Origin of the sequence: Methanoregula sp. (genome assembly GCA_026625165.1) — an archaeon.
GTDB lineage: Archaea > Halobacteriota > Methanomicrobia > Methanomicrobiales > Methanospirillaceae > MVRE01.
The window spans coordinates 1,413,827-1,429,183 of sequence record CP112999.1 but is presented as its reverse complement, the minus strand read 5'-3'; the positions used below and the strand labels follow the sequence as shown (position 1 = coordinate 1,429,183).

The window sequence follows — 15,357 nt, the reverse complement described above, 5'->3', positions numbered from 1 at the left end:
GAATTCCTTTTGTCTTAATTAGGTTTTCATAACATTCACAAAATGATCATGGATTTTGATTTTGTTCATAGATAGGAATGAGAAACTCAAATCCGACACGCAAGTATTGATTACATATCGCATCGGCAATTTTTCTTTCCCCTTTTTCATAGAGAATTGTGACAAATTTTTTGATAAGTTCCTGTTGATAATCAAAAAAATGACCGGCTTCAATCATATTCAGAAAAATTTCACCGGCACATTTTGGTTTTTTATCAGAATGACGGATCAGCTCTTCAACAAATCCAAAATCATGAGATCTGATATATTTGACAGAGACCTTCAATCGTTCGCAGATCTCATCGGATAAATCATCAATTAAACATATCCAATCGTTTAATCCTGATAATAAGCGTATATTATCGGGATTTTTCTCATCTGAAACGATTTTTGAAAATATTATTTCCCACAATGGTAAAACCATCTGTCGTTTTTCCGGGGTCACTTTCTGTCCATACCATTTTAAAAAGTGTATCAGTTCTATTATTTGCGTAAAATTCCACGAAAAGAGTAGTTGAGAAATTAAACTTTGCCCGTCGTCGGTTTTTTCAATATCCTCAATATAAACAATACAGATATGGCGAACGAGATTTTCATTAATGTGGGGATCTTTGAATTCCGTGTTAATAGCCCTCGAATAATGGCCATTTGCCTTAAGCATGCTGTAAATATTTTTGAAGATTTTTGAATAGAACAAATATGCAGTAAAGGCGGCATTCCAGTGAATTTCATTGTCTTTAGGGAAAATCCGGTTAATATTTCGCCGTACCCATTCCTTATCCAGATAACAAAGATACGGTAAATATTTTCCTAGTGTTACTGAAAATTCTACTGAAGGCTCAACGCTTGGATCAAGGCGCTGTTCAAACTCTTTCTTTATTGATTCGGGCCAGCGGATATCAGAGTCTTTCCGATAGTGACGGCCATAACACAACGAATAGTTCACAATTGCAGAATAGATACTACCTTTATTCGAATTTAACACAGAATTGACGAGATCTCCCCCCGTGAAAAGATCAGATTCAGCTCTTCGGGCGAGTAACAATAATATTTTCTCGGCTTCGGGAAGAAGATGTAATTCAAATAAATGCGAATCCTTTACTGTTCCCTCTTCTATTAAATTTGCAATGCGAGAGATTATCCAATTTCTGTAATTTGATTCACCTTCATTGTAGACTTCCGTCCAAAATTCTTCAGATTCAAGAATAGAATTAATAAATTTAAAAATTCCCGCCCATTTGAAATTATTCTCTTTTCGCCATGCTTCTGACAATCCAATGAGCAATTCATATTGATACAGCCTATTGAGATTCAGGAAGGGATCTAAATCTTGTAAAAATTTTTGGGGATTTTCTATGATGCATACCCGAAAAATATCACAAAGAGAATGCCTTGAAATTTCTGGGCCATATTCGTCACCTTGAAAATTGTTGAGATACTGAACGATTTCTACGTTAGTTTTATTGAGGAGATCTTCCTTGGGGATCGGACTTGGAAGTCCTGAAAAATGTTCAATAACAAAACTTCGTCCTGGGTGTTTAAGTTCCGCTGGATTGATTGATTGATATTTTGCAAAAAGATCTTCGACCTGTGGATCACCTTTTGGTAGTAATGCAGAAAGCCATTCTTTTTTGTGATATGCAAGATATTTTCCCTGAACGAGTGGATCATCAGATATTTTATCTTCATGATATGTTTGAGTTTCAATCCACTCAATCACTTTCTTAATTTGTTGATCCGAGAATTTGTTACAATGTTGTTTCAGTAATTCGTACAATTCATGCTTAACATGAAATTCATTTAGAGGGTTATGTTCAATACTCCAGAAAAGATCATTGAGTTCGGGGTAATATTCATTGATAGCACTAATTGCTAATCGTTTGAAAATTGAGTGTTCTTTCTTCAATAATTCTGATACATGGTCTCTGATCTGTGTTGGACCTAAAAGTTTGAAACCAATCCATATGAAATGAATTATTTGAGTGTCATATCGTTCCTTTACGTCGCTTTTTTCGGTTATTGAGGGTAGCCATACTTCATGGAATTGCGAAGGATCTTCTCGCACAACGGATTCGATTTTTCTTATTGCTACATCGATACATTCAATCCCACAAGTCGTGAGGATCTTTATAGTATATTTTTCCATCACGACCTGAAGGTAATATTCACCCAGTACAGAGGGATACTTCTCGAAAGTAGGTTTTTTACTCTTTTCAAAATCTAATAAAATTTCCAGAATTTTGAGTAAGAGACTTTTATTATTATGTGCGAGAAGGCGGGGAATAATTGTGTCTCCAATTTCTCCCGCAATAAGAATCCGGTCGTGGTATGAGTGCAGGCAAGTGTTTATGAAATCTAAATGATTCGCATTGATTGAATCGAACGGAAGTAAAAAAATGATTCGAACCACATGGCGATCTGTAAATATATTTTCAATACGATTGTTGTTTTCATCACGATATTCAATTATTGAGTCGATAATTTGAATGATCTCTCCAGTGATTTCTTCTGAAGGTTTTTCACTATTCAATTTCGCGACATTTTCCAGAACCGCCATAATAATCCAATAGGATCCAAAACCTTCAGTTGTGGAAGGATTGTTTTTGGGATTAAAATAGCCGGAATTTTTCAGTGGTATAACCCAAGGAAACGGATTTTCTGTCTTGGACAGTTGTCTAAAAAATTCAAATTCAAGAGTCTTATCATTGGTTATCAACTGAAATATTTTTCCTTCAACTGAGGGCGTGTAATTATTTGCTGCATTTTTTAATTCCTCATGAGTAGCGTGTAAAAATCTGGATTGAAGAATAATTTCCTGGTTCCATTTTTTTATCACATCAAACAATTGGCCATATCCTTTTTCATCTTTCATGTAGGGTATGACCGAAATCCCCATTTGTCGAAAATATTGTTCCTCGAATTCGAGAATGTTATCTTCACCTCTATAATACGGAAGTAAAATGAAATGTTTGGGTTCTTTCGAGACGGGGATTCCTGATTTTGTGATTAAAAAGTCTAATACTTCAAATTCATTCAGGCCATATCCTATGAATAAAATGGTTTTCTCGTCAAAGATTTTTTGTAAAAATATCTTGAATTTTTCATCATTATAGCGTTCAAAATAATCTTTAACCGTTATAACAACGGTCGACCAATCAGAAATCGAACCATGAATATGATAGAGCTTGGATTCATCGAGTGTACTCGGATCAAAATCTTCTTTATGAATCAGAATTCTTGATGGATGAAATTTTTTATCGAAATGGGCATCAATATTCGTTGTGATAAATAATCCTCGAAGACCATCCAATTCGTTATAGATATTTTGTTTGTCGAGAAGATCTTGGTTTGGTATTAGACAATCCTGAATTTGGTTAAAAAATTCCTTTTCAGAACCATTTTTATGAAGGATATATTGGCAGATTGTGATTATTTTTTTAGGATCTTTCATCTTCAAAAGAGCTTCTTGCTCTTTATAAGTTATACAGGTAGATCGAGAATCATCTTTTTTTGGAGTGGTGAAACACCGTTCGATGAGCTTTTCCGCCATTCTCTCCCAACTGCTACATCCAATCATCATGGATGTTCCAGCACCGAAAAAAATCGCAAATTGATTGTTATTAATTGCTTCAATAAGTTGTGGAGGAATGGGAGGATTTGGATAAATTTTTTCTTTTCCAGTCATTATAAGGTCTACCGAATATTCCTTTATTGATCTCTTCTAACCTTAAACCCAACTTCTAATTCCTCCACTTAAGACGATTCGATGATCATTTCCCCGGTACCACCCACACCGGCCCCATCCCAGCAAACGCTTTCTCGAATCTCCTTGGCCCTTCCCCAACATAGAACAGCGCCGGCGAGAACGTGGACCCGCTTGAATCCCCAGGCCCCATGAACCGTATTCTCGCCGATGGAAAACACACCCGGCACGACAATACCGTCAGCGTCTTCCATGCAGCAGTCTCGGTCGCCGATTTCCAGAGCACGATCGCCTCTGTAGTCCGGCCCGCAAACCGCTCCTGATATAGCTTCGAAAACCACACCTCGACCCCGGGCCCGAAAGGAGGATTGATGAAGACCCGCCCCTCCCACGGTTGGATGAGTCCGTTGTCCTGGATTGTGTAGTGCCTCGCTGCGGGCACGTTCGGGATCTCGTGGCTGTTGCTGCACGGGTCGAGGTCGATCGCGCCCATGCACGCGATGACGGCATCGAGGATATACTGCGGGGTGTAGTGCTCGGTGCTGGCATGGGAGAGTAGGGCAGGGGGCACGGTCACAGCGTATCCCTCTTGTTGTGATGGGGCATTATGTTGATAATATCTCTATAATCCTGTGGCCTTAGGTCTTGCTGAATGAAAACAGAGAAATTTGAAAATAATTGATATTTTTTTTTACTCATTCCCCTTACTTAGTTCCGTAAATCCAGCCCGGATCACATTTGCCATCATTTTCCTCCGTTGGTCAAGGAATGTTGAGTAATCAAGGGTTTCCCAGTTTTTCGGTAAAGCATGCCAGTAATACATCGAAGTAATTTCAGGTTCAGAAAATCTTCCAAGATATTTTGGGAGATAAGTTGATGGTGCATCATCCATGATACCAATATTATCAAGCCATTCAACAAGCGCGAAATTTGCGATCTGGTTGATCTCTTTTGTATCCTTAATTCCAAGCGTTTTCAAATAGTTCTTTGGGAAGAGATGATGTCGTTCTGTCGATGATTTTTTCGCTTTTATCGCCGGGTCAAGGAGCTCGGGCACTTTCATCTTCGAAAAGAGAACTTTTGCATCTAACAAGTTGAGTGCGGCATAATAGGCAAACAGCGACGGGCTCCGTGCCGATGATGTGGCAAGATCATTGGGCAGTGTAATATTCCAGTAATCTTCGGTTAATGTATCGTTGATAATCTGGTTCAATACCGCATAAAATCCTACTCCATCCTTCACATTCCGTAACCGGGCAAGGTCGGCTTCCATGGCACCTTCTGGAGATGTTGTATAGCGCCCGGTTAGTGATGTCATAAAGAACCAACGGGCGATACAGTTTCGGAGTTCAAACGGTTCAACCTTATAATCTGTTTTTCCGATCAAGAACATCGTATATGCGTAGATTACAGCCATCTCTGATGTGATCATGACTTTACTTCTGTACCCCGCCCGCATGAGGGCTTTCAAAAATTCATGCCAGTTCTGTAGGTTCAGGACAATTTCCTGTGAATTTTTGAGGACTGCAAACTGGGAGACCCGGCGTTCATCTGAGAATTGACCGGTATCGAGATCTTTACCTCTCAGTAGTGAATATACATGCTGGAGGCGCGCCCGTTTAAAGCCAAGACCAACTGCGACCCGTAATAACTGATCTGGTGCAGGTTCGATAAAATAATTGAAGGATGATGATGTGTTTGTTGTAGGTTGACGTGAAGCCCGACAGAACTTTTCGAGGTCTGCCCGGCCCTGATCCCAAAAGACAGACATGAGGGTTAAAATGAAATCGGCTTGGTTGAGGATGACTCCTTTGCTATTTATTCTTACGAAGATATCAGCAACTTGTTCCTCATCAACGTTATATGATAATTCCATTGCAGTAAAGGGGTAATTCTGGAGGTCGCGGAGGGCATCGATTTTTTCTATTATCTCATCTTCTTCTTTCTCAGATAACTCGTGATGTTCTTTTAATCTGGAAATAAAATCTTTCACAAAACGGGTCCATAGAATCTCTTTTGACCAGAGTTGAGAAATATCAGGAATAAATTCGGGATTTTTTCTAATCGCGGCATCGGTAACTTCAAAATATTCATCCCGGGGCCGGAATGCAATATTAATTGATAGGGGTTTGAAGTCCTGTGTCATCACTGGCTTGCCTTTCAATACGGAATAAAGCGATGTTAATCGCTGTTGCCCGTCAACAATCAGCAATTTCGGTACTTTTTGTTTTGTGTCGGTTCCGATTTGCCGAGACCCATCAGCCAGTGAATTTGACCAAAATAGGAGATATCCTACTGGAAATCCCTTATACATCGAATCGAAAAGGTCACGGACTTTTGTTGGTGTCCAGACAAAGGGACGTTGAATATCAGGTAATCCGATTTCCCCCATTTCGATATCTAGAATTAATTTTGATAATGAATAACTGACTTCCTTGAATAATGTTGATTTCATCAAAATACACCCCCCTGTAATGTGTTTCGTCTTGACCCTGAAACCGTTAAGAGTTACGATCCGTGTTTGAATTCAGTTCAATGCTATTTTTTTTCTTACTTCTCCTCCATAACAATACTCGCAGAGTTTCACGCCGGCCTGCCGGTCGATCCACGCGGCCTTCTCCAACCCGCAGACCGAGCACTTCCCGACCGCTGCCGTCACCCGCTCGCACCGGGCCATGTCGAACGTCCCAGGCAGCGGGACAGAAGCCTCCTGCTCGGCCTTCACCTGTGCCTTGTAGCACGAGCGGCACACCCGCCGGGCGTCCTGCTGGTCTTTGGGCCGGGCCCTCCGCTCTGCGGTGAATTTCTCCACATACCACGCCCCACGTTTACCGCAGGCATAGCACGCGGTCTGCGGTTCCGGGATTTCGAGCGGCTTGTAGTCCTTGGCCCGGATGGTGTGGGGCGGGCCGGGAGTTGCAACGCCCGGAGGTTTTGTTTCCTGCACGTTTGCAGCAGTTTGCGTACCGCTGCTGCAAACAATCGGGGTGTGATACGGCGCGGGTTTTCCGATTTGTGCAGGTTTTTGGGGAAATCGGTTTTCGTTTGCTGCATTTGCAGCATTTTTCACACACTGAGCCGGATCCGGTCCGGAACTTTCCTGAGTAGCAGTATTCCCATTTTGCTGAAAAGTTCCTTCTCTTAGTAAAGAATTTTTATTATTATCATCTCCTTTTGGAAATCCGGAAGAGCCGGACGCACCGTTTATCTTTTCAGCAGTTGCTGCAAAACTGCTGGAAACGTGCTGCAATGCTGCAAACGAGCCGGTGCCGCTCTCATTGCTGCCGTTGTTGCCGTCACTGTTGCCGCCGTCACCCGGGCCCCGGTCGAGCCAGCAGGGCCCGCCGGTCGTCCAGTTCCGGTAGATCCCCCGGTTCCACGCGAACGCCTCCGTCCTGCGCCGGACCGACACGCCTTCCTCCTCGCTCATCGTCACCGTCCGGTCGGTAAACGAGATGGCGGGGCACTTCTCCAGGAGCCCGGTGTAGTTCTTCCCACGGCTGTCGTACCCTTTCAGCGTCCGGTAAATACTCGAGTAGGACCAGCCCGTGAGCTCCTGCATGTCCTGGATGGTGAACTCGGGCCTATCCGCCTTCTGGATCGCGGCGAGCAGGTCGGCCTCCCGCCGGGTCAGCTTGGATTCCTGCCCACCCGAGGTTCCCGAGAGCTGCGCGAAGACCTCGTTTGCTGCGGCAAAGTCGGCCTCGCCCGCGTAGATGCAGAGCGTCCCGTCTTCAGCGGTCTTCTGCTCCCTCTGCAAGAAGAAGAGTGCCGCATGGCTCTTGATGAGGTCGTAGAGCATGTCCGGGTTGCGCCGGTTGCTGATGGCATGGAACCGTATCCGCTCCGAGAACGGGATCACGACCCAGACCATCTGCTCATGCAGGATCTCCCAGATGGCCCGGCAGGTCACCAGCTCCGGGGTCTCGTCCGGCAACATCCCCGGCTCCTGCTGTTCCTTTCTCTGTTTTGCCGCAAGCACCCGGGCGTCCTGCTCGTGCGACTCGTCGATCCAGCAGGTGAGCATCCGGTTCATCACCTGGTCGTCACCTGTCCCTTCCTTCTTTGCTATCCACCAGACGCACCGCTCGGGGATGGTGCAGACCCGGCAGGTCAGGTCTTTTGTGACTGTTGTATGCGTGATCGGCTCGTGGAAGTTCGAGGTCGCGGACTTCAGGATCTCCTGGATGCCGTCCGAGAGTTCGGTATCGTCGCTCATCAGCACGGAGCGGGGCTCGAGGTCTTTCATGTAGTAGAGGGCTTTGTTGCTCACCGTGCCCCGGACTTTGTACCGGTCCGGCACCTGCCGCATCATCTTGCGGAACGCATGCGTCTTGCCCTTGCCGGAGTCGCCGGTCACTGAGACGTGCAGCCCGTCCGAGTTCTTCACTGCCTGCGAGGCCATCGAGAGGATGAGGCAGCGGGCGAGGATCTCGTCACCGACATGCTCCTGCGCAAATGCTGTGAGCATCAGGGCTACCGGGTCGCCATGTTCAAGCACATCGAGCGCCATAGTCCGGGCATCGGGCGATGGTGCAGGTTTGACCGGGCCGTTGCCCTCGTTCTCCACCTTTGCTCTGGCCCGCTCCTTGCCCCACTGTTTCTGCTTCTGCTCGAACTGCTTGCGCTTCTCTGCCCGGTCGGGTTCATACCAGGCCCGAAGTTCTGCCCACCGCTGCGATCCGCTGCCGCAGGAGGTGTGCTTGCAGCCGGCAAAGACCGCACCGTTGCCGAACTGGATTGCAAAGGCCCCGTCCTTGTGCGCTGAGGAGAATGGGCACTGGTCGAGGACAAAGAGCGTGCCACCGCTGTATGGCTTCTCGCTGCGGACGGAGAGGTAGTGCTGCGCGAGCCAGCGCCGGAGGTCGAAGCCCTTCTCCTTTGCAGCAGGCTTCTGGGCCTGCTCCTCGGCGGGCAGCCGGGCGGCCAGCTGTTCCAGCAGGGCACTGCCCGCGACCTGCGGCACATCCGGGGCCGCGAGAATCCGGCTCCTCCGGTGCGGCCGCTCGGGTGTGGAGTCGCCCTTCCGGGACATCGTGCCGTAGAGCTTCCAGATGCGGCCGGCATTGAAGTTCGCCGTATCAACGGTCACCTGCTCGTCCGAGAAGAGCGTGTCGAGTGCCGCAAGGCAGCCCTTGACGAGTGCCGTTGCCGCGTCATCGTTCGGCAGGTCGATGCGGTAGAGCAGGTGGGCCCCGTTGCCCGAGTCGGCCCTGACCGGCTCCGGGAACCCGAGGGACTCAAGCCATGCGGCGATCTCGTCCGCTTTCCGCAGCGCAAGGCCGTGCTCCGCGTCCGTGCTGGAAACACCGCTCGGCCGGACCGGGTCGATGTCGATCGGGAGCCAGCGCCGGCGCACGATATCCGCGTCGCTCGTAGTCGCGTCCTTGCGGGAGAGCCGCATCTTGATCCGGTTCGCCCGGCGCGAGAGCAGGGCCGGGTTCACCTCGTTCAGCGTGACGTAGATGCCCGCAACCGAGGGATCGGCATCGAGCGGCTCCACTGACCGGACGAGTACTTCGGGATCGCTGAAGTAACCGGAATGGGTGTGCTGGTCGGAGAGTGCGCGGACTTCGATGACCTGACCGGGCCCGGCTAACCGGGCGATTGCCTCACGGAGCAGGCCATCCACGGGTCACCACCTTCGCCCTGGCTGGCATTCACCGTGCAGGGAACCTCATGAAGCCCCATGACGGCCCCCCTTCTGCTGCCGCACTTGCACAGATTTCTGTGCCTGCGGGACCTGCGGGGCCGGCACGATCCCCTTCGCCTGCTGTGCGTGCTCGTCGAAGGTCTCGACCACGATCCGGTACCGGTGCTCCCGCACCCGGCTCGCCGTGATCTGGAAGACCGCTTCGCGCTTCTCCCGGATATGGTCCGCGATCACCTTCGGGATGAGGTAGAGCGGGACTCCTTCGATCCGCTCTTCCTGATGGCCGGGTACTGGCGGTTCACCGGACATAGGCGGCCACCTCGGAAACGCCGGTCGCCGTCACCTCATAGCAGTGGATTGCCCCGGAGGGCGAGATCACCCAGACCTCGCAGCGGAGGAAGATATCGCCCGGGTACATCGTGAGCAGCGATCGCAGCTGGCAGCACTCGAACCGGCAGAACGATTCGACGTACTGGGCCGTCACCGCTCCCTGTGCGTGCCGGATCTTGACGCAGAGGGCCTCATAGTTGCCCCGCATCCCGATCAGGTGGAGCGGGATGTAGCGCGAGAGGAAATGGTCGGTGACCGGCACCACCGGCTCGTAGCCCCGGGAGGCTAGAAGTTTCCCGCAACGGTTCTTCGCCGCGTGAAAGACGCTCTGGGCGATCATGCAGGGCCCCCGTCAGCGTCGAGCGGCTTCCGGTCCGGGTGCTGGGCCAGCCGTATCCCGTCGTGGGTGATCTCAAAGGTCTCGAACTTGTCGGACGGGACCGAGAACCAGACCTCGTATCGCAGCAGGTTGCTGGAAGGGATGCCCTTGAACTTCTTCTCGTAGAAATTCCTCTCGCTGCCGCAGAACGGGGCCGCCTCTTCCGGTGTGCGGACCGGGTGCAGGGAGACTTTCAGCTTCACCCAGACGCATTCTTCTGTCCCGTCGCTGTTCTTCTTTGTCGCCACCAGATTGTACGGGACGAATCGCGAGCGGGGGAACTGGTCGCTCACGATCCCTGGCACGTAGCCGAGTTCCCGGAGGATGGAGGCGGCCTCCCGCTCCAGGATCACCATCCGGTGCATCGCGGTCATGGTGTGCCTCCTGCAGGGACGGCCGCCGGTGTGGCGGGCGGGATCCGGGGGATCTCCCGCACGCTGTCTTTGCTCACTTCGAAGCAGGTGAGGCCGTGCCGGAGCGTGGAGATCCAGATCTCATAGTGCAGGCCGGGCACTGCGGGTCTCCTCTCCATGCAGGTCCGGTACCGGGTGATGTCCCGGCCGAGGAACCGCTCGACGTTCGCAGCAGTGGGCTCCGTGCGCGACATCTTCCGGACCCGGATGTACCGGGTCTCCCCAGTCCCCCGCGTCGCGATGAGGTGTGCTGGCGGGAGTTTCTTTAAGAATACGGGTGGGACGATCTCGACCGTATAGCCGGCCCGCTGGAGCTGCTCGCGGATGCCCTGCTCCAGGACAATGCAGCGCCGGCTTGTCACAGGAGACCCCTCCGCAGCACCGGGCACCGTATGCAGTCATGGAGCGAGCCGGTCCCGGCCGGCGCAGGTGTCGGGATCTTCCGGATACTGTCAGCCAGCACCTCGTAGCAGTGGAAACCGGTCCTGACTGCATAGAACCAGATCTCGCAGTGGAGCCCGGTATCCCCGGGAGAGCGGGCCTGTATTTTGCGGTAGAGGGTTATCTCCTTTGCGCAGCGCTCTTCGATTTCAGCGGGCGTTGGGATCTTCCCCCCTGCACTGCATATCCGCACATACCGGGTCTCGCCGGGCTCGCGGAACGCCACCACACAGAGCGGCAGGGAGTTCTGTGAACGGGCCTTCTGGAGGATGTGGACCTTGTAGCCCTGCGCCCGGAGCATCTCCTGTGCCTCGTACTCGAGGATGTAACAGAACCGGGCTACCATGATGCCGCACCTCCCGCAGGGGGGCAGGGGGACAGGACGACCCCTGATCGCAGGTCGATGAGTGTCTCCGGCAGGACCTCGATTGCAGAAAATTTCCCAAAAGGCATCGAGAGCCAGACTTCGTAGTGCTCTCCGGTTTTGTTAGGATTGGTTCTCATCAGCCTGCGGAGGATCCGGATCTCGTCGTCGCAATACCTCACAATTTCCGCCCTGTCTGTCAGGGTATTGGGCGAGAGTTTCAGTTTCACGTGGAGGGTGTCTTCAGCGCCGCGTTTGCAGACAAACGTCTCGGGCGAATCCCACTCCCTGAGTGTGATCGACCAGACCACGTCATAGCCACGGCGATTCAGGATCTTTGCAGCCTTCCGTGAGATGGTGTGGAGCGGGCTCGAAGTCATGCTGTGCCTCCCCGGGCCGGCGAAATAATCTCCGGTTCCCGCTCATCGGACGGGATCTCGAAGAAGATGCAGGACACATCCTCACCGAGCGCCACCGCGATGAACTTGTCGCGGGGCAGCTGGTACCGCTGCTTCCCGCTCTCGATGATCACACCACGGCCGGACGGGTTGAGGTGCACCGTGCCGGAGACCTGCGGCGGATCATTCGTTGTGGGCCAGTTCCGCAGGAGCGGCACGCTGTCGCCCATGAAGATGAGCCGCCCGAGTTCTTCGGGGCAGAGGTAGTGCGGTTCGCCCATGATGCGGATGTGCACGCAGCCTTCGCTCCCGCTGATGATGGAGCCTGCAGCAAACAGCGTCATGGCGCACCTTCCCGGATACCAGCAGCAGAGTCGGCGCGATTACTATCATGGCCCGGCAGAGCAGGACCCACGGCATGGGCCCTGGTAAACGTATCATTGTCCCGATAGGCTTGCGCCACCTCCCTGTTAGGAACAATTACCCAGACGCCGTGCTCGACCATGACCTTTCCAATTCCTTTGAAGCCGGTGCGCTTTTCATAGGCATCGACGGCTTCCTGTGTGACCCGCAGGGGGTCATCACGCTGCGCAGAACTCTGCTGCATAGATTTTCACCAATTTTTTTATTTTGTTCACAAGCGGTACCGCGGCAGGCATGGGAGATGCCGGCCATCCAGGATGCAGAAAACGCCGGCCCCGAGCGCAGAACTGGAGCCTTGGCTATCGCAGTGACAGGTATTACCGTTCTCCGAACGGCAGGTGACCTAACCAGCGATCACAAAGGCCGGAGCAACGCGCTCATGGAACCGACGGTCAACGACGTATACGAAAAGAGGAGAGCAATACTCGGGAGCAACGGGCGCTCGACGCTTTGACCGCGTGCTTCCTAATCAGGTTGTTTCTGATCTCGGACGGAATCCTCACCATATCCGCCAGCAGGCACACGAACAGCGTTGAAAAATTGAAGAAGGCCGCGTATCTCGCCGCATCTCGCTGCGAATCGACATACGGGGCCACCTCCCTCGCTGTTACCGTGCCGGGGTTGTTAAACATGCTATTATCCTTCCAAGAACATATTTGCTTATAAGATTTACTGAACCCGAAGGTTAGCTCAATCATTCGGGGCATTTAAATGAGGGAATTGGATCAGGATTGAGTCGGAAAAGTGGGAAACGCGCGGAAAAATAGTCATAAATAAAAAAAATTAATCATGGTCCTTCATTTTAGCGGCATAAAACATCATTGCTATACCAATAATAAAGACAATAATCCCGATAATTGCCATAATTGGATTTGGATTAAATTGAAAATTCGAATAACTTCCGCCAGTCATCATTATTGCTCCAGCAACAGGGAACGCGATAATGAAACCCCCAATAAAGAATAATAATCTTTTAACGAATGTTCCCAAAAAATCTAAAAATCCCATAATTGATCAAATCCCAATTATCATTTCAGAATAATAAATTTTTAGACTCTAATTCTTTGAATTTTTTAAAAATCGCAATTCGAATGAATGGTTCAAATCGGAGCCATCGAGACACATCTTGATTTCTCGGTTGGTTGTAATCTGCTAAACTATTTCCAATTAGTGTGTTGCAATGGTATTGGCCAATAAATTGTTTTTTCGGGGCATCCCGAACTTCGAAATAACATAAGTTTCCACTCTGAAAACGTAATTTATTCCTTTGTCCATGACCGAAAATCCATAAATGCGTTGTTCTGTCATCATTAATTATTGGAATAACTTGTTCCTTTGAGTCAACCTCATAAATTTTATAATTGATTTTATTCGGATGTTTTTGAAATTTCTCTATCAACAAATCTATTCCAGAAAGATAATCAGATTTATTGTATTCTCCGTTTACAGCATTTATTTTATGAGCTATTATTATCGCGTGATGGAAGCCATGACTATTAAATTCTGAGTTATATTTTATCAATTCTTGGGTTTTTTTGAGAATAAGAACCGTATACAAGAGATATAGTACTACCAAAATCACCACGACTATCAAGAAATAAGAAATCAAAATTAGTATAACAAGAACAGTGATTATTAAAGATAAAATATGGATAAAATCAATGAATTTGTTATTACAATCATTATTCACAATTTTTACTTGAGAAATAAGAATTTAATATTTTTGAATATTTAGCTTCTAAAGGGAAATTTTGAATCCGCAGCTCTTTATCTAAAATCTAAGTCTACCCCATTCGCTCCTTAAACTTCGTGTCGATCAGGTTAGTTACATACGCTTGCAGGGCCTCGGGGGATTTGAGAACGCTACTTGTGATCTGCGAGTCGGTCGCAACCGCCTCCTCCGAGAGTTCCACACCGCAGATCTCGCAGTAATTGGCCACCGGCGAATTAATGTTGTAACAATCCGGGCATTGCCGGGGTTTCAGCCGTTTGTTGGTCTCCTTACCCTTACCCTTGTCGATTGTGATCCCGTAGGTCCGGAGGATCTCGCGGTCGATGTCACCGCCCGTGAGGTGGGCGTACGTCTGGAACATATTCGTCGTCAGGCTGCCCCACATCATCAGTTTGATCACGCTCTCGGAGACGCCCTCGTTGATCAGGTGCGTGATCCGGGAGTGGCGGAAGACGTGCGGGGTGATATGCTTCTTTATCCCGGCCCGCTGGGCCAGGTGCCTGAGCTGCATACCCACCGAGCCGTGCGTCAGCGGGGTGTTGTGCTCCGTGACAAAGACCGGCATTGCCGGGGCAATGGGCATGAACGGGTAATCGCTCTTCCATTTGACCAGGAACTCCCGGGCCATCACCAGCCGGATGTACCGGGGCTTGCGGGTCTTGAAGTTCACATTCACCACAATGCCATGGTCATCGAACCGGAGATCGCCCCATTTCATCAAGCCGATCTCCCCGATGCGGAATCCGCCTTCGTAGAGCATCATCACGATGGCCCGGTCCCGGCTCGTGGTGCAGGTGTTGATGATAGCGGTGATCTCGTCGGTGGTGAGGAGATCGGCGGCGACTTTGGTCATGGTGTCGTGGGCCGGGACCTTAAGGCTGCGGATCTTCTTTTCCGGGATTGGGACCAGTTCATTGGCGATGAGCCAGAGGTAGAACTGCTTGATGATGAGGATGTGGTCCGAGATGGTGTTCTGCTTGAACGGCCGGCCCCGGATGCTCCTGCCGTTCTTCAGTGCTGCAATGCCTGAATAGATCGCGGCCATGTCGTTCTTTTCGAACGGGCCGATGAACCGCCGCCACCCGACCAGCGTGTACGTGAGTTTGTGGGCCCGTTTCCGGCTGAGGTTCCGCGAGGAGAGCATCTCTTCGGTAAAGGAACGGATCAGCTCAGCATCACGCGGTATTATGATCCCCGCTTTCAGGCCCTTCAGCAGGGACCGCTCCTGGTAGTCGGCCTTGAGCAGATTAAAGAAGTCGTTGTCCGGGGCCAATGGAGCCCGGAGTGACGCACTTTTCATGCTTCAGTGTAAGGCGGATCTCTATAAAAAGAGTTGCTTGGGAATTGAACACAATGTCCCGAAGCCCCAGCCGTGATTTGAACACGGGACCTGCTGATTACAAGTCAGCCGCTCTGCCAACTAAGCCACTGGGGCGCCATATCAGTTTGACGTTGGTTGCTAAAAAAGATGGTGCTCCCTAC

15 protein-coding genes and 1 tRNA gene are annotated in these 15,357 nt (G+C 49.9%); 1 reads left to right on the top strand and 15 read right to left on the bottom strand.

Annotated features, from left to right (window positions below):
* Positions 1-46: 46 nt before the first annotated feature.
* From OS112_07465 to OS112_07415, 11 genes are all read right to left on the bottom strand, one after another.
* The gene (locus tag OS112_07465; protein WAC04298.1) at positions 47-3,724 is read right to left on the bottom strand and encodes an SIR2 family protein; all 3,678 of its coding nucleotides are present in this window, start codon (positions 3,722-3,724) and stop codon (positions 47-49) included.
* Positions 3,725-3,809: 85 nt separating this feature from the next.
* The gene (locus tag OS112_07460) at positions 3,810-4,319 is read right to left on the bottom strand and encodes a DNA N-6-adenine-methyltransferase (GenBank protein WAC04297.1); all 510 of its coding nucleotides are present in this window, start codon (positions 4,317-4,319) and stop codon (positions 3,810-3,812) included.
* Positions 4,320-4,433: 114 nt separating this feature from the next.
* Positions 4,434-6,197, bottom strand: a complete 1,764-nt coding sequence (locus tag OS112_07455) for a DUF262 domain-containing protein (protein WAC04296.1) — start codon at positions 6,195-6,197, stop codon at positions 4,434-4,436.
* Between the two features lie 72 nt (positions 6,198-6,269).
* Positions 6,270-9,374, bottom strand: coding sequence for a hypothetical protein (locus OS112_07450; protein WAC04295.1), 3,105 nt, complete (start codon positions 9,372-9,374; stop codon positions 6,270-6,272).
* Positions 9,375-9,419: 45 nt separating this feature from the next.
* Positions 9,420-9,704: a hypothetical protein gene (locus tag OS112_07445; protein WAC04294.1), complete on the bottom strand. Its 285-nt coding sequence runs from the start codon at positions 9,702-9,704 to the stop codon at positions 9,420-9,422.
* Positions 9,694-10,065, bottom strand: coding sequence for a hypothetical protein (locus tag OS112_07440; protein ID WAC04293.1), 372 nt, complete (start codon positions 10,063-10,065; stop codon positions 9,694-9,696). The genes OS112_07445 and OS112_07440 overlap by 11 nt, the downstream gene beginning before the upstream one ends.
* Positions 10,062-10,478: a hypothetical protein gene (locus tag OS112_07435; GenBank protein WAC04292.1), complete on the bottom strand. Its 417-nt coding sequence runs from the start codon at positions 10,476-10,478 to the stop codon at positions 10,062-10,064. Before OS112_07435 ends, OS112_07440 begins: the two co-directional genes overlap by 4 nt.
* Positions 10,475-10,879 carry a hypothetical protein gene (locus OS112_07430; protein ID WAC04291.1) on the bottom strand — a complete coding sequence of 135 codons (405 nt, stop codon included), beginning with the start codon at positions 10,877-10,879 and terminating at the stop codon, positions 10,475-10,477. Before OS112_07430 ends, OS112_07435 begins: the two co-directional genes overlap by 4 nt.
* Positions 10,876-11,304: a hypothetical protein gene (locus OS112_07425; protein ID WAC04290.1), complete on the bottom strand. Its 429-nt coding sequence runs from the start codon at positions 11,302-11,304 to the stop codon at positions 10,876-10,878. The genes OS112_07430 and OS112_07425 overlap by 4 nt, the downstream gene beginning before the upstream one ends.
* On the bottom strand, positions 11,298-11,702 hold the full coding sequence (locus tag OS112_07420; GenBank protein ID WAC04289.1) for a hypothetical protein: 405 nt from the start codon (positions 11,700-11,702) through the stop codon (positions 11,298-11,300). Before OS112_07420 ends, OS112_07425 begins: the two co-directional genes overlap by 7 nt.
* Positions 11,699-12,064: a hypothetical protein gene (locus tag OS112_07415; protein ID WAC04288.1), complete on the bottom strand. Its 366-nt coding sequence runs from the start codon at positions 12,062-12,064 to the stop codon at positions 11,699-11,701. The genes OS112_07420 and OS112_07415 overlap by 4 nt, the downstream gene beginning before the upstream one ends.
* Before the next feature lie 74 nt (positions 12,065-12,138).
* Here OS112_07415 and OS112_07410 point away from each other — a divergent pair, with 74 nt between their 5' ends.
* Positions 12,139-12,597, top strand: coding sequence for a hypothetical protein (locus tag OS112_07410; protein ID WAC04287.1), 459 nt, complete (start codon positions 12,139-12,141; stop codon positions 12,595-12,597).
* 329 nt (positions 12,598-12,926) lie between these two features.
* Here OS112_07410 and OS112_07405 read toward each other — a convergent pair whose 3' ends face one another.
* From OS112_07405 to OS112_07390, 4 genes are all read right to left on the bottom strand, one after another.
* Complete coding sequence (locus OS112_07405; protein ID WAC04286.1) at positions 12,927-13,151, bottom strand: hypothetical protein; 225 nt, start codon at positions 13,149-13,151, stop codon at positions 12,927-12,929.
* A gap of 25 nt (positions 13,152-13,176) precedes the next feature.
* A complete protein-coding gene (locus OS112_07400; protein WAC04285.1) occupies positions 13,177-13,737 on the bottom strand; it encodes a hypothetical protein in 561 nt (186 codons plus the stop codon).
* Positions 13,738-13,927: 190 nt separating this feature from the next.
* Positions 13,928-15,175, bottom strand: coding sequence for a tyrosine-type recombinase/integrase (locus tag OS112_07395; protein ID WAC04284.1), 1,248 nt, complete (start codon positions 15,173-15,175; stop codon positions 13,928-13,930).
* Between the two features lie 62 nt (positions 15,176-15,237).
* Positions 15,238-15,310, bottom strand: a tRNA-Thr gene (locus tag OS112_07390).
* Positions 15,311-15,357 lie beyond the last annotated feature (47 nt).

Coding starts and splice junctions, on each gene's coding strand:
- OS112_07465 (WAC04298.1), bottom strand. CDS start 3,724: ATGACTGGAAAAGAAAAAATTTATCCAAATCCTCCCATTCCTCCACAA.
- OS112_07455 (WAC04296.1), bottom strand. CDS start 6,197: ATGAAATCAACATTATTCAAGGAAGTCAGTTATTCATTATCAAAATTA.
- OS112_07445 (WAC04294.1), bottom strand. CDS start 9,704: ATGTCCGGTGAACCGCCAGTACCCGGCCATCAGGAAGAGCGGATCGAA.
- OS112_07440 (WAC04293.1), bottom strand. CDS start 10,065: ATGATCGCCCAGAGCGTCTTTCACGCGGCGAAGAACCGTTGCGGGAAA.
- OS112_07435 (WAC04292.1), bottom strand. CDS start 10,478: ATGACCGCGATGCACCGGATGGTGATCCTGGAGCGGGAGGCCGCCTCC.
- OS112_07425 (WAC04290.1), bottom strand. CDS start 11,304: ATGGTAGCCCGGTTCTGTTACATCCTCGAGTACGAGGCACAGGAGATG.
- OS112_07420 (WAC04289.1), bottom strand. CDS start 11,702: ATGACTTCGAGCCCGCTCCACACCATCTCACGGAAGGCTGCAAAGATC.
- OS112_07415 (WAC04288.1), bottom strand. CDS start 12,064: ATGACGCTGTTTGCTGCAGGCTCCATCATCAGCGGGAGCGAAGGCTGC.
- OS112_07410 (WAC04287.1), top strand. CDS start 12,139: ATGGGCCCTGGTAAACGTATCATTGTCCCGATAGGCTTGCGCCACCTC.
- OS112_07405 (WAC04286.1), bottom strand. CDS start 13,151: ATGGGATTTTTAGATTTTTTGGGAACATTCGTTAAAAGATTATTATTC.
- OS112_07395 (WAC04284.1), bottom strand. CDS start 15,175: ATGAAAAGTGCGTCACTCCGGGCTCCATTGGCCCCGGACAACGACTTC.